The 22,396-nt window shown below is 45.7% G+C and carries 23 protein-coding genes; 14 read left to right on the top strand and 9 right to left on the bottom strand.

Annotated elements, in window-relative coordinates:
- Positions 1–57: 57 nt before the first annotated feature.
- Entirely contained in the window at positions 58–798 is a 741-nt protein-coding gene (locus MKX80_RS20805; protein WP_154997571.1) for a TIGR02206 family membrane protein, read from the top strand.
- A gap of 96 nt (positions 799–894) precedes the next feature.
- On the opposite strand, the gene MKX80_RS20800 is transcribed toward MKX80_RS20805, so the two are convergent.
- The 3 genes from MKX80_RS20800 to MKX80_RS20790 all read right to left on the bottom strand — a co-directional run bounded on the left by MKX80_RS20800 (position 895) and on the right by MKX80_RS20790 (position 5,041).
- Positions 895–3,069, bottom strand: coding sequence for an MMPL family transporter (locus MKX80_RS20800; RefSeq protein ID WP_268315650.1), 2,175 nt, complete (start codon positions 3,067–3,069; stop codon positions 895–897).
- Positions 3,070–3,186: 117 nt separating this feature from the next.
- The gene (gene ydfI / locus MKX80_RS20795; RefSeq protein ID WP_006639539.1) at positions 3,187–3,825 is read right to left on the bottom strand and encodes a two-component system response regulator YdfI; all 639 of its coding nucleotides are present in this window, start codon (positions 3,823–3,825) and stop codon (positions 3,187–3,189) included.
- Entirely contained in the window at positions 3,818–5,041 is a 1,224-nt protein-coding gene (locus tag MKX80_RS20790) for a sensor histidine kinase (RefSeq protein WP_182069866.1), read from the bottom strand. The genes ydfI and MKX80_RS20790 overlap by 8 nt, the downstream gene beginning before the upstream one ends.
- Positions 5,042–5,311: 270 nt before the next feature.
- Here MKX80_RS20790 and MKX80_RS20785 point away from each other — a divergent pair, with 270 nt between their 5' ends.
- The 4 genes from MKX80_RS20785 (at position 5,312) to MKX80_RS20770 (ending at position 7,729) form a co-directional block, all read left to right on the top strand.
- The gene (locus MKX80_RS20785) at positions 5,312–5,479 is read left to right on the top strand and encodes a hypothetical protein (protein ID WP_234112392.1); all 168 of its coding nucleotides are present in this window, start codon (positions 5,312–5,314) and stop codon (positions 5,477–5,479) included.
- Positions 5,476–5,652, top strand: a complete 177-nt coding sequence (locus MKX80_RS20780; protein WP_085959885.1) for a hypothetical protein — start codon at positions 5,476–5,478, stop codon at positions 5,650–5,652. Before MKX80_RS20785 ends, MKX80_RS20780 begins: the two co-directional genes overlap by 4 nt.
- A 121-nt stretch (positions 5,653–5,773) precedes the next feature.
- Positions 5,774–6,637: a glycosyltransferase family 8 protein gene (locus MKX80_RS20775; RefSeq protein WP_154994794.1), complete on the top strand. Its 864-nt coding sequence runs from the start codon at positions 5,774–5,776 to the stop codon at positions 6,635–6,637.
- Between the two features lie 144 nt (positions 6,638–6,781).
- A complete protein-coding gene (locus tag MKX80_RS20770) occupies positions 6,782–7,729 on the top strand; it encodes a phosphoglycerate dehydrogenase (RefSeq protein ID WP_326090016.1) in 948 nt (315 codons plus the stop codon).
- 30 nt (positions 7,730–7,759) lie between these two features.
- On the opposite strand, the gene MKX80_RS20765 is transcribed toward MKX80_RS20770, so the two are convergent.
- Positions 7,760–8,140: a VOC family protein gene (locus tag MKX80_RS20765; protein WP_339227543.1), complete on the bottom strand. Its 381-nt coding sequence runs from the start codon at positions 8,138–8,140 to the stop codon at positions 7,760–7,762.
- A gap of 141 nt (positions 8,141–8,281) precedes the next feature.
- On the opposite strand from MKX80_RS20765, the gene MKX80_RS20760 reads away from it, so the two are divergent.
- Both MKX80_RS20760 and putP read left to right on the top strand, forming a co-directional pair.
- Positions 8,282–9,472, top strand: a complete 1,191-nt coding sequence (locus tag MKX80_RS20760; protein ID WP_268293749.1) for a class I SAM-dependent rRNA methyltransferase — start codon at positions 8,282–8,284, stop codon at positions 9,470–9,472.
- Between the two features lie 112 nt (positions 9,473–9,584).
- Entirely contained in the window at positions 9,585–11,051 is a 1,467-nt protein-coding gene (putP, locus tag MKX80_RS20755; protein WP_268293747.1) for a sodium/proline symporter PutP, read from the top strand.
- A gap of 353 nt (positions 11,052–11,404) precedes the next feature.
- Here putP and MKX80_RS20750 read toward each other — a convergent pair whose 3' ends face one another.
- Together MKX80_RS20750 and MKX80_RS20745 are read right to left on the bottom strand one after the other, a co-directional pair.
- Positions 11,405–12,088 (bottom strand): CidB/LrgB family autolysis modulator, encoded by a 684-nt coding sequence (locus MKX80_RS20750; RefSeq protein ID WP_154998654.1) that lies wholly within the window; start codon positions 12,086–12,088, stop codon positions 11,405–11,407.
- Positions 12,070–12,456 (bottom strand): CidA/LrgA family holin-like protein, encoded by a 387-nt coding sequence (locus MKX80_RS20745; RefSeq protein ID WP_003186233.1) that lies wholly within the window; start codon positions 12,454–12,456, stop codon positions 12,070–12,072. Before MKX80_RS20745 ends, MKX80_RS20750 begins: the two co-directional genes overlap by 19 nt.
- 472 nt (positions 12,457–12,928) lie before the next feature.
- Here MKX80_RS20745 and MKX80_RS20740 point away from each other — a divergent pair, with 472 nt between their 5' ends.
- From MKX80_RS20740 to thiE, 5 genes are all read left to right on the top strand, one after another.
- On the top strand, positions 12,929–13,357 hold the full coding sequence (locus MKX80_RS20740; RefSeq protein ID WP_154998656.1) for a DUF5082 family protein: 429 nt from the start codon (positions 12,929–12,931) through the stop codon (positions 13,355–13,357).
- Positions 13,354–13,623: a YwqI/YxiC family protein gene (locus MKX80_RS20735; protein WP_065644440.1), complete on the top strand. Its 270-nt coding sequence runs from the start codon at positions 13,354–13,356 to the stop codon at positions 13,621–13,623. The genes MKX80_RS20740 and MKX80_RS20735 overlap by 4 nt, the downstream gene beginning before the upstream one ends.
- Positions 13,624–13,752: 129 nt before the next feature.
- The gene (locus MKX80_RS20730; protein ID WP_154998658.1) at positions 13,753–14,670 is read left to right on the top strand and encodes a LysR family transcriptional regulator; all 918 of its coding nucleotides are present in this window, start codon (positions 13,753–13,755) and stop codon (positions 14,668–14,670) included.
- On the top strand, positions 14,667–15,476 hold the full coding sequence (gene thiM / locus MKX80_RS20725; RefSeq protein ID WP_154998660.1) for a hydroxyethylthiazole kinase: 810 nt from the start codon (positions 14,667–14,669) through the stop codon (positions 15,474–15,476). The genes MKX80_RS20730 and thiM overlap by 4 nt, the downstream gene beginning before the upstream one ends.
- 1 nt (position 15,477) lies before the next feature.
- Positions 15,478–16,152: a thiamine phosphate synthase gene (gene thiE / locus MKX80_RS20720; RefSeq protein WP_182069871.1), complete on the top strand. Its 675-nt coding sequence runs from the start codon at positions 15,478–15,480 to the stop codon at positions 16,150–16,152.
- Between the two features lie 28 nt (positions 16,153–16,180).
- On the opposite strand, the gene MKX80_RS20715 is transcribed toward thiE, so the two are convergent.
- Positions 16,181–17,344: an ROK family transcriptional regulator gene (locus MKX80_RS20715; RefSeq protein WP_154998664.1), complete on the bottom strand. Its 1,164-nt coding sequence runs from the start codon at positions 17,342–17,344 to the stop codon at positions 16,181–16,183.
- 197 nt (positions 17,345–17,541) lie between these two features.
- Here MKX80_RS20715 and xylA point away from each other — a divergent pair, with 197 nt between their 5' ends.
- Together xylA and xylB are read left to right on the top strand one after the other, a co-directional pair.
- Entirely contained in the window at positions 17,542–18,888 is a 1,347-nt protein-coding gene (gene xylA, locus MKX80_RS20710) for a xylose isomerase (protein WP_182069873.1), read from the top strand.
- Positions 18,888–20,387, top strand: coding sequence for a xylulokinase (gene xylB, locus MKX80_RS20705; RefSeq protein WP_182069875.1), 1,500 nt, complete (start codon positions 18,888–18,890; stop codon positions 20,385–20,387). Before xylA ends, xylB begins: the two co-directional genes overlap by 1 nt.
- A 53-nt stretch (positions 20,388–20,440) precedes the next feature.
- Here the strand turns inward: xylB and MKX80_RS20700 are convergent, their stop codons facing one another.
- Together MKX80_RS20700 and MKX80_RS20695 are read right to left on the bottom strand one after the other, a co-directional pair.
- On the bottom strand, positions 20,441–21,979 hold the full coding sequence (locus MKX80_RS20700; RefSeq protein ID WP_154998670.1) for a cation acetate symporter: 1,539 nt from the start codon (positions 21,977–21,979) through the stop codon (positions 20,441–20,443).
- On the bottom strand, positions 21,976–22,290 hold the full coding sequence (locus tag MKX80_RS20695; RefSeq protein WP_154998672.1) for a DUF485 domain-containing protein: 315 nt from the start codon (positions 22,288–22,290) through the stop codon (positions 21,976–21,978). The genes MKX80_RS20700 and MKX80_RS20695 overlap by 4 nt, the downstream gene beginning before the upstream one ends.
- Positions 22,291–22,396 lie beyond the last annotated feature (106 nt).

Below are 22,396 nucleotides of genomic sequence, written 5' to 3'. Positions count from 1 at the left end.
ACCGCCGTGATTTGTCGCAAAATAACTCTAAAATATTTTGACGACAGGGTGTTCAGGATGAAGACATATTTTCAAAAAGATTATCAGCTCGGCTCGTTTCAATTTTTTTCAACATCTCATATACTGACTTTGCTGGTGCTTGCAGCGCTCGGCGTTTGTTTGTTCGTCTTTCGCAAGACGCTGCAAAAACCGCGGTGGAACCGGGTGATTCGCTATGCCTTTGTGGCGGTTTTATTGATTTCTGAAATCAGCTACCACTCCTGGTTTATCTATGTAAATTCATGGACGCCGCGCTATTGTTTGCCGCTTCACCTCAGCGACCTTTCGGTTTACCTTGTCATCATCCTGTTATTGACGAAAAACCTCAACTTGTTTAAATTTCTTTATTTTGCCGGTTTGGGAAGCGCTTTGCAAGCGATTCTGACGCCTGACTTGGGAAGGTACGGCTTTCCTCATTTCCGCTTTTTTGAATTTTTCATCTCCCACGGAATCGTCGTACTGGCCTGCCTTCTGATGATTGCAGCCGAAAAGTATAAGCCGACTGTGCGCTCTCTCTGGGTCACGTTTCTTCTCGTCAATGTTTATGGCGCATTCATCTTTTTGATCAACCGTTTGCTGAATTCGAACTATATGTACATGATGAAAAAGCCGGGCGGCGGAGCTTCACTGTTAGATGTGCTCGGGCCATGGCCATGGTATCTTTTATCAGCCGAAGCGGTCACGATCGTCTTCTTCTATCTTCTTTATATGCCGTTTTGGATCGCCGGGAAGGTGAAAGAAAAAAAGGATCATGCATGATCCTTTTCCATGGCTTATATTAGCAATTAACCTTTTCTAAAAAATAAACGTCCATATGAAGCAAAAAAGCAGATCTCGTAAAAGATCTGCTTTCTATTACATACTGATTTGTTTCTTTTGTTCATGAGCTGTTTCTGGCTGTATTTCCTTCGTGAGTTGATGCCCTTCTATGTCTACATTCGGAATAATCTTGTCCAGCCATTTTGGCAAATACCAGGCTGCATTCCCCATCAGCTTCATCAGACTTGGAATCAGTGTCATTCGTACAATAAATGCATCAAAGAGCACACCAAAGGAAAGAGCCAATCCGTTGGCTTTAATAGAAGCTTCACCAGCAAAGATAAACCCTGCAAAAACGAATATCATGATCAGGCCGGCTGCGGTGACAACAGGACCGCTGTGTTTTAATCCAGCCTGAATGGCTTGTACTGGATTCTTTGTTTTTACATATTCTTCACGCATTCTGCTTACAAGGAATACTTGATAATCCATCGCTAATCCGAACAGAATTCCAATGGATAAAATCGGCAGGAACGCGAGTATCGGCCCTTTTTCAGGTATTTTGAAAAAGTCGATGAGATTCCCGTCTTGTAAAACAAATACACAGATTCCAAGAGTGGCTGTCATCGTCAATATGAAACCTGCGACAGCAACAAGAGGCACAAGCAACGAACGGAATACGATTGTCAGCAATAGAAACGCAAAACCAACAATGAGTACAGCAAACACCGGTATCGCATCATTAAGGCGATCTGAAATATCAATATTCACTGCGGTCGATCCAGTAACGAGCAAATCTACCCCGTTTTTATCTGATAAGCTGCGTACATCCTTTACCAAATCCTTCGTTGCTGCATCATTTGGACCTGTTTCAGGAACTACTGTAATGATGGCAAAGTTCCCTTCTTTATTAGGCATTGCAGGAGTGACACTCGCTACATGGTCCAGTTCCTTTATTTCTGTCACTGCATCTGCGAAGGCTTCCGCCTTATTTTCTGTTACACTTGCGGCATCCGCTACAATTGTTAATTGACCATTAAATCCTTCTCCAAAACCGTCGGCAAGCAAGTCATAAGCCCGGCGATCCGGGTTATCCTTCGCTTTCATCCCTGCATCAGGCAAGCCCAGCTCCAAATGCATAGATGGGATACTAATAACGAGCAAAATCAGAATGCTGCATACACTTAGCATGATAGGATTCTTTGTGACAAAGCGTCCCCAGACATTTGTTTCCGCGCTTTGTTTTTCTTGTTTCTTGTTTGCTTTCGGAACCATCCGTTTCCCCGCTATCGACAAGACGGCAGGCACAAGCGTGATTGAAGCGAGAACAGCCATCAGTACACTAAGTCCTGCTGTCAGCCCCATTGCAGACATAAAAGGAATGTTAACGACAGTCAATCCGCAAAGTGCGACGATAACAGTAAGTCCGGCAAAAACGACTGCACTCCCGGCTGTTCCTGTAGCTCTCGCAATTGATTCATTTTTTTGTATACCTTCGCCTAAAAACTGGCGGTGCTTCGTAAAAATAAATAAAGCATAATCAATTCCAACTGCAAGGCCAATCATTCCGGCTAATGATAGACTGACGGAAGCGATATCGAATACTTGTGTCCCAATCAAAACAAGCCCAATACTTACACCTAATCCAATCAGTGCTGTTAAAATCGGCAAACCTGCTATTAATAAAGAGCCAAACGTAATGGCCAAAACGATAAAGGCCAAAATAATGCCGATAATTTCAGAGATACCGCCTATCTCCATCTCAGCTCCTGGTACATCTCCGCTTAGCTCAGTTTGCAATCCCTCATAATCAGCCATTTTCAAACTGTCTTTTAAGTGTTTGATAGAGTAATCTTTAATATCATCTGCTGATGATTTATACTTGATATCAGCATAGGCAACTGTGCCATCTTTCGCGATTGTTCCTGTCACAAAAGGACTTGCAATCGAGTCAACGGAACCATCTTTATCGATTTCCTTTAACGTATTTTCTATTGCTTTTTCCGCTGACTTCGAAGTCAGTTTCTCCCCATCTTCAGCACCGAAAATAACCCGTATGCTCCCTTTATCAGGACCGTGGGGAAATTCTTTTTGAATGACATCCATCGCTTTTTCCGAAGGTGTGTCAGGTATGGACATATCCTCAGAAAAACTTGGTTTTAACGTGATTGCAAGGCCTATCGAAGCAACTAGCACAACGATCCATGCGCATATTACTTTTATGCGATTGCGAGCAACCCATCCTCCTAATTTATATAACATTTTTGACATGATAATCTCCTTTCAACACATTGCTTGATCACATTCTTTCTCATTGTAGTGGACAATGAAATAAAAAAAACGTACATTCGGGCATGTACGTTTGGGCAAATTTTAAATTTGATATTATTAATCTAATGTCAGAATGCCTCTTTGCATGGCAATCGTCACTGCTTCAGTTCTTGAATTCGCGCCTAATTTATTGTAAATGGACGTTAGTCTAGACTTTACTGTTCTCTCAGAGACGCCCAAATCAAAGGCAATCGCTTTGCTTTTAAGACCTTTAGCAATTGCTTTTAGAACAATGACTTCCTTTTCTGTCAGCTGCGTATCACTGCTCTGCTTCTTCATCCGCTCCAATTGGATTTCTTGCAGACGTTTTAAGATATCAGGCTGCAATAGCACGTTTCCTCTTATTGCTGCATCCATCGTATGAAAAAGGGTTTCTGAACTTGTATCCTTCAATAGATATCCTTTCGCCCCTAATTCAATTCCTTCGATCATTAAGTGATCTTCATTATACGTAGTCAAAATAATGATGGGGATGTCGTGTTTTTCTTTTATTAGTTTAATGGCTTCTAACCCGCTCATCTCTGGCATATACAAATCCATGAGAATAATATCCGGTTTTAATTCATCTGCAAGGCGAACTGCTGCTTTGCCATTTTCCGCCTCTCCTATGATGATGTAGTGATCATTCGTTTCAATTAAAAGCTTCAGACCTTCCCTCACGACAAGATGGTCATCAACGATTAAAACCTTATTCATCTTGCATCTCTCCCTGAATTGGTACAGTGATATCAATTTGTGTTCCTTTAGATGTTGTACTCTTTATATTGAATTGGCCTTTCATTGCTCTGACGCGTTCTTCTATGCCGAGAAGCCCATAATGTCCTCTCTTTTTCTTGCCCTTTTCAACATCAAATCCTTTGCCGTTATCCTTGACGGTTAAATGGAGCCTCCTCTTATCATCATCCCAAATGGACACTGAGATCGTTTCTGCTTCAGCATGCTTTACGGCATTCGCTATGCATTCTCCAATGATGTAATAACAGTTTTCAGCTGTTCTAATGTCCGGCACTTGGTCTAATCTGTAGTCTAAAAAACAAGCCATGCCTGTCGACTCTTGAAAATGATCCATTAATGAGGTAATTCTTTCTTTTAAAAAACCGATTTCTTCTGATTTGCTGCGCAGATCGTCAATCGCTGAACGTGCATCAGCTAGTGTGCTTTTCACTCTATTCATAGATTGTTGAACGATTTCTTTTGCTCTCTCTGTGTTGTCTTTGGCGAGATGAATATGAATAGCGTCCAGCTGCATATTTAAACTGACCAGCCCTTGAGCAAGCGTATCGTGCAAGTCCCGGGCCATACGCTGTCTCTCGTTTTGCAGCGTCAGCTGTTCTACCTGCTGATGAGCCAGCTCCAGCCTTTCAAGAGTCAGCTGCGCTTTTATCCTTTCATCGACTTGGGCAAAAAATGTAGCGGCATATGTGATAATCACGATCATAATAGGTACTGCTATGACAAGAAAATGCAAATATTCACCTTTGTGAATATGATATAGTACAGTGATTGACAGCAGAAGCAATAAATAAAGGATGAGGAACGTCTTTCTTCTGTCTGCCATTCCTATAATCTGTCCGATCAAAAATGCATAAAGGCCAATGATGATCAGCACTAAAAAGCCTGACATGACATTAGCAAGTGTAAAAGTGATCAAACCTTGTAATATGAAGTACAGAATCACCCTTTTCTTAACCCAGCGATATGAGTGCCAATGCATCAAAGCAAAGATGGCGGTCAATACCGTAAACACATTAAGCAATAAAATGGACCAGCTCCCATTAAGAAATTGCAGCACGATAGAGGCGACATAGATCATGAGAATAAAAGCCAGGCCCGGCACTCTGAGTGCAAGCATATTTAATGCCCGCCTATCATGTGAGTAGTATTTTTCTTTGAAAGGATTCCTTATCAGCAAACCTCATCCACTTCCTTTAACAGTTTAACCAAAAAGAGACTTATGAAAATCGATCCCATTTCATTGAACGTGCAACATACATTTATCCAATCATTTTATAGGAAGAGAAGGAACACAACAATACCAATGTGCAGTGAACCATTAGATCTTCCCAACATATGAACATTGCCCAAACGTACATATGCATTCTGCCTTTATGTACGTTTTATCTTTCCAAATTTACATTTAAAATAATGAGGAACTCACTATTCATTAAAGGAATGATCAACATTGAAATCGATTGATCTCACAATTTTATCATTAAAAAGAAAAGGAATCCGAACTGAGAAAGTGTCAAAAAATCAGTGCCCTGATCGATTAAGCAATGCGAACGAAACAGACAAGCAGAGAAACAAAAATCGTCAATCCAAGAACAAGCGTAAAGAAAAAGAGGAATGAAGATGTATTGGTTCTTAGGTGCTTTATTATATTTTCTCGTCGGTACTTGTATTTTCATTGGAGTCATTAGAGGCAGTCACTCAGGCTCATGGATACTCCTTGCATTAGCAGCCCCGCTCATCATTGTTGGCTATCCTTACTTTTATTTAAAGCAGCATCTTGCTAAAAGATAGCAAAATAGACGCTATACAATCCGAGGATCTTGCATGATCCTTTTTTTTTTCGGCCTATCGCCGGTGTTTATCTTTTGAAAAAAGGGAATAGAACAAAAAAAGAAAAGGAGATGGACGACATATGAAAAGCGACCGAACCATGCATATTATTTCTTGTACAGACAATAACTACGCACAGCATTTAAGCGTGATGTTCGCATCATTGCTGACGAATATGGATCAGACACGCGATGTGAAACTGTATGTCATCGACGGAGGAATTGAACCGGAAAATAAAAAGCGTCTGGAAGAGACAACCCTTCAATTCGGGGCTCCCATTACATTTCTTAATGTAGAAAAAAGCCAGTATGACCGGGCGGTCGAAAGCAGTCATATTACAAAAGCGGCATACTATCGGATTTCCATCCCCGATCTGATTGATGACGAATCTGTCAAACGAATGATCTATGTCGATTGCGACGCATTAGTGTTAGAGGATATATCGAAGTTGTGGGACATGGACATATCACCTTATTTCGCAGCGGCAGTAGAAGATGCAGGCCAGCATGAACGGCTGAAAAAGATGAACATCAGCGACGAAGCAAAGTATTTTAACTCGGGCATTATGGTCATCGATATGGAAGCCTGGAGAAAAAACGACATTTCGAAAAAAGTCATCGACTTTATCAATAATAACGATGAAGACATGTTTGTGTTTCATGACCAGGACGCGTTGAATGCGATTCTTTATGATCAGTGGCTCGAACTTCATCCAAGATGGAACGCCCAAACACACATTATTTTAAAAGAAAAAACGCCGGCTTCCCTCATCGATCAAAAGCGCTATATGGAAACAAGGACAAATCCCGCAATCGTTCATTTCTGCGGCGGAAACAAGCCTTGGAATTCACAAACCTCACACCCGTACGCCCGTCAATATTTTAAGTATTTGCAGTCCACGGCCTTTAACCAGCCGGCCAAATTGTCTAAAAACCATGTCAGCTAACATGCCAAACACATTTTAAATCGCAGGATGAATCGATATAATGAAAACAAACCCTGACGTATCCCCATATTCGCTTGTTTCCTTTCATCGGAAACAAGCATTTTTCTTGGCGTGCAAAAATTCCTGACGAATGGAGGAGCGCTTTTGGTTAAAGTGCTGTTGACGCTTAACCGACTGTTTTACCGCGCAGCGCCGCGGTTGAGAGAAAGGGTCGAACGGCTCGGCTTCGAATTTACGTTTATGGATTCAAATCGGTTGACGAGACAGGATTTACTGACTCATATCAAAGATGTCCATATTTATATCGCCGGCGTTGAAAAAGCGGACCGGGAGCTGATCGACGCCGCTCCGGAACTTCGATATATCATGAAATTCGGCGCGGGAATCGATAATATTGATGTGGAATATGCAAATGAAAAAGGAATCCTTGTCACGAATGCACCCGGCCAAAATGCCTCGGCAGTCGCCGATTTGGCATTCGGTCTTCTGCTCTCTGGCGCCCGTTCGATCCCGCAGTCAAACGCCGCTGTCAAAGCCGGCTTATGGCAGTCGGCGATGGGCTATGAGCTCGATGGAAAAACACTGGGGCTTATCGGTTTTGGGGAAATCGGCAAAAAGGTTGCAAGACGGGCTTCCGGGTTTAATATGAACGTTTTGGCGTACGGCACCTACAAAGACTACAATGCAGCCAAACGGCTCAATGTACGGTTCGCAGAGCTTGACGATCTCCTGACAAAATCGGACTTTGTATGTATCAGCACGTCTTTAAGACCTGCCACCTATCATTTGATCAATCAAGAAAAGCTGGCAAAAATGAAGAAAACCGCGTACCTGATCAACATTGCCCGCGGAGAAGTGGTGGACGAAAGCGCGCTTATTCAAGCGCTTGAACAAAAACAGATCAGGGGCGCAGCATTGGACGTCTTTGAAACCGAACCGCCGGCTGCCCGAATCACCGGTCTCGACAATGTCATTTGCACGGCGCATATCGGCGGCGCTACGTATGAGAGCATCAGGCGTATCGAAGAGGTGACATATCAAAACATCAAAAGGTTTATCGAAAAACAGCCGCCGGCTTTCCGCGTTCTATAAAGACCGGAAACGGCGATAAGCCGCGTCCGGTTATGTTCTTTGAAAAAACTCAACCATTTCTCCTTCGGGCCCAAAAAGAAAAAAATAGCGGAAGCCGTTTGGCAATATGGTGATCTCATCTTCCATCAGCTTGATGCCGGCGCCTTTTACGCGGGCGAATTCAGCCTCGATATCATCGGTTGAGACGGCAAAATGATGAACTTTTCCTTCCTGAGGAAGACTGTCGTTATATCCCTCGATCAATTCAAGCTCTGTCTCGTCTTTGTTCTCAAATCCTAAAAAAGCGAGTTTCATAACGCCATTTGTATGGGTCATTCTGCCTTTCAGCGTCATTCCGATCACATCCTGGTAGAATGTGATCGAAGCATCAATGTCTTTCACCATCAGTCCTACGTGGTCAATTCGCGCCATTTCGCCATTCCTCCTTTCGTTTCTCCATCATCTTAGAAAAATCGGAATCGTCTGTCAATTATATCGATTACATGATGAATAAGAATAACTATCAGGCGTTATGGTAGGATAGAGAAGACTTTAAGATAAGGACTGAATCAAATGCATACATTAAAAATAAAACATCCATTCACTGCAAAAATGAAAAAGGGCTATCCTCTAATCGAAAAAGAAGCCGTTTCTTCGCAAGAAAACGGCATAAAAGAAGGATCGCTGATCAGGATTACCGATGAAAACGGCAGGTTTTTAGGAAAGGGCTATTATGGCGAGCAAAACAAAGGGATCGGCTGGATTCTGACCCAAAACGAAGAGGAATCGATTGACCAGTCATTCTTTTTAAGCAGGCTGGCGAAAGCCTTTCAGGCCAGAAAAACGCTTTTTCAAGATCCGGATACGACCGCTTTTCGTTTGTTTAACGGGGAAGGCGACGGAATCGGCGGCTTTACGATTGATTATTATGACGGCTACTATTTGTTCCAATGGTACAGCAAAGGGATTTATGCGTTTAAAGAAACGATTATGGAAGCCCTTGATGAATTGACGGACTATAAAGCCGTATATGAGAAAAAACGGTTTAATACGGCCGGGCAGTATGTAGAAGATGACGACTTTGTCAAAGGGGAAAGAGGGGAATTCCCGATCATTGTGAAAGAGAACGGCATTCATTTTGCCGTTTACCTTAATGACGGAGCGATGACCGGCGTTTTTCTCGATCAGCGCCATGTCCGCAAGGCGGTTAGGGACCGTTATGCGGAAGGAAAAACCGTGCTCAACACCTTCTCATATACCGGCGCATTTTCTGTGGCGGCGGCGCTCGGGGGCGCCGAAAAAACGACGAGCGTTGATGTTGCAAACCGCAGTTTAAGCAGGACGATCGAACAATTCAGCGTGAACGGGCTCGACTATGAAGCCCATGATATTAAAGTCATGGACGTTTTTAAATATTTTCAATACGCGGCAAAAAAAGAACTCGCCTTTGACCTCGTCATCCTTGATCCGCCTTCATTTGCGAGAACGAAAAAGCATACATTCAGCGCGGCAAAGGATTATAAAAATTTGTTGAAAGACGCGATTCGAATCACTAAAGATCAAGGTGTGATCGTCGCTTCGACGAACAGCAGCGCTTTTGGGATGAAAAAATTCAAAGGCTTTATCGAAGCGGCATGCAAAGAAACGGGGACGCGCTTTACAGTGCTTGAAGAGCATTCGCTTCCCGAAGATTTTAAAACGGTGAAAAGCTATCCTGAGGGCGATTATTTAAAAGTTGTCTTTTTGCGAATCCGCCATCGTTAATGTAAGCCGGCTGACTGCAGGATGGGGAAAAATTTTGCGATAAAAACAATACCTGTCGATCAATTATTCATGTATATTGATATTACGCAAAAAACTCAGGCAGGGGGAAGTTATGGATTACGGAATTTTAATATCGATAGGTATTTATATGGCAGGAATGCTTTTCATCGGATATTTTGCATATCGCAGGACATCAAATTTGACCGACTACATGCTTGGCGGAAGAAATTTGGGCCCCGCCGTCACCGCGTTAAGCGCAGGAGCTTCCGATATGAGCGGATGGCTATTAATGGGGCTGCCCGGTGCGATGTTCCTGAACGGATTGAGCAGCGGCTGGATCGTTGTCGGTCTGACAATCGGCGCTTATTTGAACTGGGTGTATGTTGCGCCGAGGCTAAGGACGTATACGGAAACGGCCGGCAACAGCATTACCATACCCGATTATTTCGAAAACCGTTTTAAAGACAGTTCAAGGTTGTTACGGATGACGTCGGCTTTTGTTATTTTAGTATTTTTCACTTTTTATACATCATCCGGAATGGTGGCGGGCGGAGAGCTGTTCAGAACCGCATTCCACCTTGATTATCGGATCGGCATCTGGCTGACGGCCGGGGTTGTCATTCTTTATACGCTCTTCGGGGGCTTTTTGGCTGTCAGCTGGACCGATTTTGTTCAAGGGACGATCATGTTTATCGCGCTTATCTTAATGCCGGTAGTCGTTTTTGTCCAATTGGGGGGAATTGCACCGGCGTTTTCGGAAGTGAACGCGGTTAACCCGGACCTTCTCCGCCCGTTTCAAGGAACAACCGTAATCGGTATCATTTCATTACTGGCATGGGGGCTCGGCTACTTTGGACAGCCTCATATTATTGTCAGGTTTATGGCGATTTCAAGCGTGAAAGAGCTGAAGAGTGCCAGAAGAATCGGCATGGGCTGGATGATCTTTTCGATTTGCGGAGCGATGCTGACAGGTCTCGTCGGCATCGCCTATTTCAGCGCGAATCATCTTTCGTTAAAGAATGCCGAGACGATATTCATTAAGCTTGCCGACCTTTTGTTCCCTTCGGTGATTACGGGGTTCTTACTGGCCTCCATTTTAGCGGCTGTCATGAGCACGATTTCTTCGCAGCTTCTTGTAACCTCAAGCGCGCTGACAGAGGATTTTTATAAAGCGTTTATCCGGAAAGGGGCTTCTGACAAAGAACTTGTTCTTGTTGGAAGGCTGTCTGTCCTCGCCATTTCAATGATCGCACTCATGATGGCGCTTCATCCGAATGAAACGATACTGAATCTTGTCGGCTATGCATGGGCAGGCTTCGGGGCGGCATTTGGCCCTGTCGTTCTGCTGAGCCTGTATTGGAAACGCATGACGAAGTGGGGCGCGCTTTCAGGGATGCTGTCCGGGGCGCTGACCGTTATTGTGTGGGAGCAAGTGAAAGCTTTTGACCCGGTTTATGAAATCATTCCCGGATTTATTGTTTGTACAGTCGTGATCATCGCCGTCAGCCTGATGACAAAGAAGCCGCCGGCAGAGATTGAAAAGGAATTTGAGACGGCGGTTGAACAGCTGAAAGGGTGAGAATATGGTGATGGTCTTTATCCAAGTAATATTGACGATCGCTTTTCCTCACAGGGGCTTTCGCAGGATTCCTGTGGACATTTTCCAAAGAAAAAGCCGATGAATTTTTCTCGGAAAGGACGGCGGATGAATCGGGAATCTTCACAATTTTCGGTTTGATTGGTTTACTGAACGTCAAGCTGTTAAAAGCAATTTCCCCAAAATTACCGCATGACCGGGCTCTCAGGTGTATTTCTATTATTCCGGTCGTTATATTATTCATGATGTCCGTAATCATATGGCTGATCGATTTCTAAATGAAAAAACCAAATTGGCGGAAACCTTCACCAATTTGGTTTTTTATTTTTTGGTTATTACACTGCAATAAGGGAAATCAGAAACGGCGCTGCACAAAGCGTGATGATCGCAGCCAGGATCATCGATACACTTGAAATCGTTCCGGACACGGAGCTCAGCTCAAATGCTTTTGACGTACCTGCGCCGTGGGCGCTTGTGCCAAGCAGCACGCCCCTTGCGATTTCATTATCAATCCGGAAGTAGCGAATGACCATCGGTCCGATCACTGACCCGAACAGTGCGGTCAATATGACAAAAACAGCGGTCACCGCAGGCATTCCGCCGATCATTTCAGAAACGCTCATTGCGATTGGTGTTGTGACCGATCTGGGAACAAGGCTCTCGATCAGGTCTTCATTCAGCTTGAAGAGTTTTGCGATAAACGCTGTTGACAGGATCGCGATACAGCAGCCTACAGCCACGTTGATAATGATTTCAACCGCGTATTTTTTCAAGATTGGAAAGTATTTGTACAGCGGAATCGCAAAAGCCACGGTTGCCGGCTGGAGCATGTCTGTCAACAAGCGTCCGCCCGCATTGTATGCTTCAAAAGGCACGTTGATGAAAAGCAGCAGGCCGACCAGTATCACCGGCGTGACCAATAAAGGTGATGCATACACCTTTGGATGGCGTGTATAAACCGCTTTTGCGCCCAAATAGATTAAAACTGTTGCGATCAGGCTTATGCATCCGATGAGCATGTTTTTTTCCTTTCCTTTCTTTTGGCAATCAATTGAGTCAGCATTCCGGTCGACACCATAACAACGAATGTACTGATGAGGACAACGAGTATAATGCTTGTGCCGAATTCAGCTAAAATATCCCCGTAGTTCATAATCCCGACGGCTGAAGGGACAAAGAACAAAAGCAGCTCCGCGAGAAGCCACAGCGCGCCGATTTCAATCCATTCCAGCTTAATGATTTTGAAATGGAGAAGCGCAAAAATGACGATAATCCCGAGAATGCTGCCGGGAATGTTTATATGAAGAACCTCGACAATCAGATTCATGAAACGCGCGAATAAAAATAAAAGAGCGACCTGACCTAATCCTTTAATGAATGTTTTCATGTCATTATCCCCCTTTCTAAACAAGAGTGTACATGAGTTTTAAGTATAGGTAAAATACATATACAGAATATATATTATTCATTTTGTCTATAGTTAAAAGCGGAAATCGGGTCAAAAGAAACAGTTTACTGGCTAAAATTAGAAATTGCCGCCCGGAATCATTTGGCGATTTTTTGTGACCATTAAACCGGCGTGTTCCCGTGCCTTTAGACTTGTCCGCGATGAAAGCGGTGTACAGATGATTCAAAAAGACGGGTTATATGTACTTAAAATGCGGTGTGAGGAAGATGCTTAACTGTGTATATATCCCTAAAAACAGTATTTAAAGCCTATTCAACATCCGTGATTTTCGACTTAAACTATAAATATTGGAAATGAGCAAGTCTAGTCAAAGATGTGAATCTAAACCGAATCATAATTTGACAAGGAAACAATCAATGCGAATCATACTGCAATTTCAGAGGTGACAATAATGGACTACTCAGACACGCTGCAAAAAATACACGGTGTCCTCTCCCATAAGGCGGCAGAGCTGGAAGAACAAATTGCAAGGCTGGAGCGGGCAAAGCGCGATGTAGAGCGGGAACAAAACCTCGGAATCGAAGAAATCAGGCAGATTTTGCGACCGAACCTTAATGAGTCGTGGACCGGAAGCAGAGCAGCCGATTTTGACGAAGCACGTGATGAAGCGCACACGGCTATGTACAGAATTTTCACCGATGAGTATGATCGGTATATTCATAAAATCGATTTAAAGATATTTGCTTTAGATTCTGAAAAAGGGGCTGTTCAGGCTGCAAGCTGGTCAGCCGACCGGGCGGACTTTCTGATGGAAAAAGGAGAGGAGGCCGTCGACGCTCTGCACAGCACAATCAACGGTTTAAAAGGATGGTTGAAATGAGCAAAACGATTAAACTTAACCATGCGGCGGTTATGAAGCAGCTGGAACAAGTAAGCAGCACGCTTCAAGCCGTGTCTTTAAAAAGCCCGTCAGCCGGAGCGCTCGGGCGGAACAACCTTGATTTTACAAAAAAGTGGCTTGAACGCGAAGCCGAAATTTGCAATATGGTCAAACAGTATAAAGAGGCTGTTCGTAAAAACATTGAGGATACCCGTTCGAATGTGGACACGCTGAAGGAACAGGATGAGGCGATCGCCCGAAGATAGGCGCTGCCGGCTGTATGCCGGCAGCGTTTTTTTATGTTGATGAAGAAGGAATTCCGCGGGGGTGCAGAAAACAATGAAATTGGTTTAGAATATGAATACAAGCAGGAACTCTGAAAGGATGTCAAACAAATGGACATACGCCACTTAACCTATTTCTTGGAGGTAGCCCGTCTGAAAAGCTTCACAAAAGCTGCTCAGTCATTATACATATCCCAGCCGACAATTTCCAAAATGATTAAAAATCTTGAAGAAGAGCTGGGGATCGAGCTGTTTTACCGGCGGGGGCGGCAGATCGAGCTGACTGACGCGGGGCAAAGCATGTATGTGCAGGCCCAGGAAATCACCAAGTCGTTTCAAAATTTAACTTCAGAGTTGAACGACTTGATGGACGTCAAAAAAGGGCACGTTCGGATCGGTTTGCCGCCGATGATCGGTTCCGGTTTTTTTCCGAAAGTGATAGGGGATTTCAGAGATAAATATCCGAACGTCACCTTTCAGCTTGTTGAGCACGGATCTGTGAAAGTGCAGGAGGGAGTGGAAGACGGGTCGCTTGATATCGGCGTTGTCGTCCTGCCTGCAAAAGAGGAGACTTTTCACTCCTTTACGATTGTAAAAGAAGACTTAATGCTGATCGTCCACCCGTCCCATCGCTTTGCCGATGCGGAAGAGATCGAGCTTCGGCAGTTAAGCGAAGAACCGTTTATTTTCTTCCGGGAAGACTTTGTTCTTCACGAACGGATTATTACAGCCTGCTTGAAGGCGGGATTTCAGCCGAATGTCATTTATGAAACCTCGCAATGGGATTTCATCAGTGAAATGGTTTCCGCGAACCTCGGGATCGGTCTTTTGCCCGAAAGAATTTGCCGGGATCTTGACCCTGAAAGGGTGAGGAGCATTCCGCTGGTGAGGCCGGCCATTCCTTGGCATGTTGCCGTCATTTGGAGAAAAGACCGCTATCTGTCGTTTGCTGCGAGGGCGTGGATTGATCATACAAAATCGTATATATGGAGCGAGAATTCAAAAACAGAAAGGGATGCAGCCGAATGAATCTGGAAGATGCCGCAAGGGGAATTGAGAAAGTCAGAAAGCAAAAACCGCTCGTACACAATATGACAAACAATGTCGTCACCAACTTTACGGCAAACGGTTTGCTGGCTCTCGGCGCATCGCCGGTGATGGCGTATGCGAGGGAAGAGGCCGCCGACATGGCAAAGATCGCCGGAGCCCTTGTGCTGAACATCGGCACGCTCAGCCGTGAATCTGTTGAATCGATGATCATTGCAGGAAAATCCGCCAATGAACATGGAGTGCCGGTTATTTTTGATCCAGTCGGTGCCGGGGCAACGCCGTTTCGAACGGAATCGGCTCAAGCGATCATGCGCGAAGTGAAGGTTTCCGCCGTCAGAGGCAATGCCGCAGAAATTGCCAACACGCTTGGAGAAGACTGGCTGATCAAAGGCGTGGACGCGGGTGAAGGGAGCAGCGACAGAACGGAGCTCGCAAAAAAAGCCGCGAAATTATGGGATACAGCCGTCATCATAACCGGAGCTGAAGATGTGATAACGGATGGAACAAGAACGTATACCGTAGGCAACGGACATCAACTGCTAACGAAAGTGACGGGGACAGGCTGCCTGTTTACCTCTGTCATCGGTGCGTTTCGCGCCGTTGAAAAAGACGTTTGCCATGCCGCTGTATCTGCAGCCGCTTTTTATGGAACGGCGGCCGAGTTGGCCGCGGAGAAAACGGAAAGCCGGGGGCCCGGAAGTTTTCAAATCGAGTTTGTGAATCAGCTTGCTGCCGTTGAAGCGATGGATATAATAGAACGCGGCAGGATCAGAGAGGTGGAATAAGATGACGCGAGTCTCAGGAGAAGCAATGAAAGATCTGTTGTCCGTCTATTTTATTATGGGTTCAAACAATACCACAGGGGAGCCTTTAACTGTTATTGAACAAGCTTTAAAAGGCGGTGCGACCCTTTTTCAATTCCGCGAAAAAGGCGAGGATGCGTTAAAAGCGGGAGAGCAAAAGGCCTTTGCTCGACAAGTGCAGGCGCTCTGCAAACAGTTCAATGTTCCGTTTATCATCAATGATGATGTTGAACTCGCGCTTGAACTTGACGCCGATGGCGTGCATATCGGACAGGATGATGATAAGGCCGCAGACGTCAGAGCGAGAATCGGGGACAAAATCCTCGGTGTGTCCGCGCATACACTTGAAGAAGTCTTAAAGGCGGAAAAGGATGGAGCGGACTACATCGGTGCAGGACCGGTTTATCCGACTGAAACAAAGCTGGATACAAAAGCTGTGCAGGGCGTCTCGCTCATTGAAGTGATCCGCAGGCAGGGGATTGGCATTCCTGTGGTCGGAATTGGCGGGATCACGATCGAAAATTGCGTCCCCGTCATCGAGGCCGGCGCCGACGGCATCAGTGTCATCAGCGCCATCAGCAAAGCCGCCGATCCAAAGCAGGCCGCCAAGGCGTTTAGCGAGAAAGTGCAAGCTGCTAAACAAAGCGCACATTCCTAAATGGAATATGCGCTTTTTTATATAAAAATTAAAATCTCTCGTTCATAAACCGTTCCAGAAAACTTCCGGTCACAAGGGAGGACATGCCAAGTGCCGAGGCGGTGCGGCCCAGCGAGGAGATTTTCAAATGATAATTAGACAAGGCTTCTGCTGCGCTTCTTGAGGCAATCGTTTTTTTGATCGCATCGACGATGATCGGATAGGATTCCACAATGGTATTCCGCAAGATAACGGTATCGGGATTCAACGTCTTCAAGATGTTGAGAAGTCCGATGCCGATATGAAAGCCAAATCGTTCAAACGTCTCCATCATGTCCGGATCACCGCGGTCTGCAAGTTCTTTAACGGTTTCGTAAAGCGGCGCCCCGGAATTTTCTGCATAGTGAGAGAAGACGGCTTTTTCAGAAGCGTAAAGCTCCCAGCAGCCTCTATTCCCGCACCGGCATAATGGACCGTCGAAGTGAATGGACATGTGCCCGGCTTCTCCGGAAAAACCTTGCACACCTCTAAACAGTTTTCCGTTCATTAAAATCCCTAAACCGATTCCGGTATTAATGCTGACAAACACGGCATGCTCCAGCTGGCCGGCCTCTCCGTATTCCTTCTCGCCAACGGCGCCGGCGTTTGCTTCGTTTTCAATTAAAATGGGAACGCCGAACTTTTCTTCGAGTTTTTCTTTTAACGGAATCAAATGGATCGGTTTATTTGGCGTAAAGACTACATGCCGTTCGTTGTCCACCAAGCCGGGCACGCACACACCGATTCCGGTCAATCCGTATGGGGAAGGCGGTATTTTGTCAACAGCAAGCCCCGTCAATTCGATTAATGCCTCTTCTGTCGCCTGAATGTCTTCTTCATCCAACGTCCGTTCGAATTGTTCAATCAAATGCCCTTCAAGATCGGTTAACACAACAATCACATAATTGGTTCCGATATCTACACCAACCGCATAGCCGGCTTTTCGATTGAATTTCAGCATAACGGGCCTCCGGCCGCCGCTTGACTCGCCGTGGCCGGTTTCATAAATGATGTCCTTTTGAAGCAGGGAAGACACTTGAGAGGAAACGGTCGCTTTATTTAATCCCGTTATTTCCGAAAGTTTTGCTCTTGAAACAGGTGCGTTTTCAATAATCTGCTCAAGAATCAGGGCTTTGTTCATTTTTTTTACAAGGGCTTGATCCGCTGTATTCAATGTCAATCACTCCATTGTTTTGAAGCTGTGAATTTATTATAGTATAACAAATTTGGAAAACTCAATTTTTTCCTTCATTTCCATTGAAAGCGGTTGATTCATCTTGTAAAATAAATACAAGGAAGTTAGTTTAATGGTTAAACAAACTTGATTTTTTAACGTTTGCCTTGTAAGGAAAAGTGAAGGGAGAGATCGGAATGCTTTTTAAAAATGTCGGAATGATTGAGTATGAAGGAGCCGATTCGGAAAATCCTTACGCATTTAAATATTACAACCCTGATGAATATGTCGGCGGCAAAACGATGAAGGAACATCTTCGCTTCGCTGTTGCGTATTGGCATACCTTTGATGCGGACGGGAAAGACCCTTTCGGCGACGGGACGATGTTCCGGGCGTGGAATCGGCTGACACATCCTTTGGATAAAGCAAAAGCCCGTGCGGAAGCGGCTTTTGAATTTTTTGAAAAGCTCGGCGTGCCTTATTTTTGCTTTCATGACGTTGATATCGTTGATGAAGGAGCAACGTTGCGTGAGACCTTCACGTATTTGGATCAAATGTCGTCTTTTCTCAAAGAAATGATGGAGACAAGCCGTGTTCAGTTGCTTTGGAATACAGCCAATATGTTTACGCATCCGAGATATGTCCACGGAGCCGCAACTTCTTGCAATGCAGACGTCTATGCCTACGCAGCCGCAAAAGTGAAAAAAGGGCTGGACATCGCAAAGGAGCTTGGTGCGAAAAACTATGTGTTCTGGGGCGGAAGAGAAGGTTATGAAACATTGCTGAATACAGATATGAAGCTTGAACTCGAAAACTTGGCTTCATTTTACAGAATGGCAGTTGAGTATGCGCGCGAAATCGGTTTTGACGGCCAATTTTTGATCGAGCCGAAGCCGAAGGAGCCGACGAAGCACCAATACGATTTTGATGCGGCCACAACGATCGCTTTTTTAGAAACTTACGGTTTAAAAGACCATTTTAAACTCAATCTTGAGGCGAACCATGCGACATTGGCCGGGCATACATTTGAGCATGAATTAAGGGTGGCTGCCCTGCACGATATGCTGGGTTCCATTGATGCCAATCAGGGCGATTTGCTCCTGGGCTGGGATACCGATGAGTTCCCGACTGATCTGTATTCTGCGGTTCTGGCGATGTATGAAATTTTGAAAGCAGGCGGGTTTAAAACCGGCGGCATCAACTTCGATGCTAAAGTAAGGCGCCCGTCATTTGCCGATGAAGACTTATTTCACGCTCATATCGCAGGAATGGATACGTATGCAATCGGCTTGAAAGTTGCCTCCCGCCTGATCGAAGACAAAGCGCTCGATCAGGTCATTGAAGAACGTTATGAGAGCTTCACGAAAGGCATCGGGCTTGAGATCAAAGAAGGCCGTACCGATCTGAAAAAGCTCGCCGCTTACGCTCTTGAACACGACCATATTGAAAATCAGTCAGGCCGCCAGGAACGACTGAAAGCGATCGTTAACCGTTACTTATTGAATGCTTTGCGCGAAGCGCCAGCAGGAAAGGAGACACGCTAGTGGAATACGTGATCGGGGTCGATCTCGGCACCAGCGCGGTTAAAATCATCCTTGTCAATCAGCGGGGAGAGCTGTCCGGCGAAGCCTCCAAATCGTTTTCCATCATTCAGCCTCATTCCGGTTATTCTGAACAGGATCCAGCAGAATGGGCGGAAAAAACGAAGGAAGCCATTAAGGAATTAGTCATGCATTTCCCGGGAAAAGCATCTCAGATTAAAGGGATCAGCTTTTCCGGACAGATGCATGGATTGGTACTTTTAAACGGCAAAGGAGAGGTTTTGCGAAACGCGATCCTATGGAACGATACACGGACAACCGAACAATGCCGGCTGATTAACGACAAAATCGGAAAGGAGCGCCTGCTCGAGATCGCGAAAAACCCGGCGCTCGAAGGCTTTACCCTTCCGAAGCTTTTATGGGTGAAAGAACATGAAAAAGAGCTGTTTGAAAAGGCGGCCGTTTTTTTGCTGCCGAAAGACTACGTCAGGTATACGATGACGGGGCGTCTTCACAGCGAATATTCAGATGCAGCCGGAACGCTCCTGCTTGATGTGAAACATCAAACATGGAGCGGGGAAATCTGCAGCAAGCTCAGCATCCCGGAGTCCTTATGTCCGGATTTGATTGAGCCGGGTGCCTGTGTCGGCGGCCTCAGTCCGGAATTCGCGGCCGAAACCGGGCTGGCTCCTGAAGTCAAGGTGTTTGCCGGCGGCGCTGATAATGCATGCGGCGCGGTCGGCGCCGGTATTTTAAGAGAAGGAACCGCCCTTTGCAGCATAGGCACCTCAGGGGTTGTTCTCACATATGAATCAAACCGTGATCAAGAGTTTAATGGCAATATTCATTTTCTGAACCATGCCGCCCCCGATGCGTTTTATTCGATGGGAGTGACGCTTTCGGCAGGACGCAGCTTCAGCTGGTTTAAAGATGTATTTGCCGGGCAAGCGTCATTTGACGAATTAATCAGCGATATTGACCATTCCCGTCCAGGGGCCGGGGGACTGCTGTTTACCCCTTACTTGTCAGGGGAGAGAACCCCTCATGCCGACGCAGATATTCGCGCCAGCTTTATCGGGATGGACAGCGCACATACTCGGGCGGACTTCGTCAGAGCCGTCATTGAAGGCATCACATTCTCCCTTCACGAGAGTATTGAACAATTCCGTGCCGTGGGAAAAGACATCAGCCGCGTGATTTCAATCGGAGGAGGCGCCAAAAGCGATCAATGGCTGCAAATCCAGGCGGATATCTTCAACACCGACATCATCAGACTGACAAGCGAACAGGGACCGGCATACGGTGCAGCCATGATCGCGGCCGTCGGGTGCGGCTGGTTTCCGTCGCTTGAAGCTTGTGCAGACCGATTCGTTCTCATCAAAGAAACCTTTTCGCCCCGCCGTGAATACAGCAGACAATACAAAGCTCTATTTCAAATTTACAGAGATGTCTACCGCCACACGAAAACGCTGAACGAGCGGCTGGCAAGCTTTCGGGAATAAATAAAAACTTATGGGCCGGCCGGCTCATAAGTTTTTTTCGGGCTCGATACGGTTTAAGATTGATCCATGTGGATGCCTGTATGCGCTTTGACCTGAATTTCTGCAAATGCTTCTTGATCAGGGGTTTTTGAAGACAGAATCGTTCCGAGATAAGCGCCTAAAAAGCCGAGCGGAATGGAGATGATTCCCGGGTTGGAAAGCGGGATCAGCGGTTCTCCGACAAAGATGGCGTTTCCGGCCGGGTCCCAGACGCTCGGGCTGATGGAGACGAGGATCAGCGCGCTTAAAAGACCGGTCAGACTGCCGGCCAAAGCGCCGGACGCATTGAATCTTTTCCAGAAGACGGTGAAGATAATGAGCGGCAGATTGGCGCTTGCCGCCACGGCAAATGCAAGCGAGACAAGAAACGCGACATTCAGCGATTGGGCGAAGACAGCAAGCAGAATCGAAAGGACGGATACGCCGATGGAAGCCCACCTTGCAGCAACCATTTGCTCTTTTTCCGTAGCCGCGCCTTTTCTGATAATCTGGCTGTATATATCATGCGCAAAGGCGGATGCCGCCGACAGAACAAGTCCTGTGACCACCGCCAAAATCGTTGCGAAAGCGATGGCTGAGACGAAGGCGAACAGAAAATCTCCGCCGAGCGCCTGAGCAAGCAGCGGCGCAGCCATGTTCCCCGCTTTATCGGCAGCTAAAATGTTTTCAAAACCGACAAACGCGGCAGCACCAAAACCGAGAAAGACCGTCATAATATAAAATATACCGATAATCCATGTAGCCGAGATAACCGATTTCCTGGCCGTTTTGGCATCTTTCACTGTATAAAACCGGATGAGAATGTGGGGCAGGCCGGCTGTTCCGAGGACGAGCGCCAAATTGAGAGAAAGTGTTTCAAGAGGAACCTTATACTTATTGCCGGGGTTCAAAAAATCCGCCCCGAGCGGAGTAGCTGTTTTCATTTGTTCAAACATGTTTGTCAGGCTGAAGCCGAATTTTGAAAAAACGATGACTGAAATGATGAGCGTTCCCGCCATCAAGAGAACGGCCTTGATAATCTGGACCCAGCTGGTTGCAATCATTCCTCCGAATACGACGTAGATGGTCATCAAAACCCCGACAATGCACACTGCCAGCGTATAATCGATGCCGAGCAGAAGCTTGATCAACGCGCCGGCGCCGACTAACTGTGCAATCATATAAAAGGTGGAGATCGTGATCGTGTTTAATGCGGCGACACCGCGAATTTTCTTTTGTTTAAAACGGGAGGCAATCATGTCCGCCATTGTAAATTTGCCGAGGTTTCGGAGCGGTTCTGCCACAATATAAAGCACGACTAAATATGCGACGAGGAAGCCGATGCTGTAGAAAAAACCGTCAAACCCGTTCAAAGCGATCATCCCGGCAATTCCGAGGAAAGAAGCCGCTGACATGTAATCTCCCGCGATAGCCAGTCCGTTTTGAATGCCGGTAAGTCCCCCTCCCGCCGTGTAAAACTCATTGGCCGTTTTTGTCTGTTTGGCTGCGAAATACGTAATGACAAGCGTGAGAGCGACAATGGCAAGAAACAGAATAAAGGCTGTGGCACTCATGAATCAACGCCTCCAATCTTCTTTTTGAAATCGTTTGCAATTTGATCGAATTCACCGGCTTTTTTCGTATACATAATGCACAGCGTCCACGTCATAACAAACTGAGCAATCGCGAAAACCCATGCCCATGTGATGGATCCGACTGCCGGCTGATTCAAAAATGTGAAGTATGATGTCATAACCGGCAGCAGGAAATAAAAGAGCAAAAAGAAAATCGTCATCGGTACAATAAAAGCCCGTTTCCGCTTTAACAACCGCTGGAACTCCGGAGATGCCGCAGCTTTGCTGTAATCTATTTTGCCTTCTCTCATTTGTTCTTTGCCCCTCCTTGTATTTGTCTGAAAAGATACAACAAAGGTATGTAACAAGCTCCGGATTTATTCTTCAATTTTCACAAAGCCTCTTATTTATATAAGA

It is taken from the genome of Bacillus sp. FSL K6-0972 (assembly GCF_037976035.1).
GTDB classification, from domain to species: domain Bacteria; phylum Bacillota; class Bacilli; order Bacillales; family Bacillaceae; genus Bacillus; species Bacillus haynesii.
The sequence above is the reverse complement of the archived record's forward strand: the minus strand, read 5'-3'. Positions and strand labels throughout refer to the sequence as shown.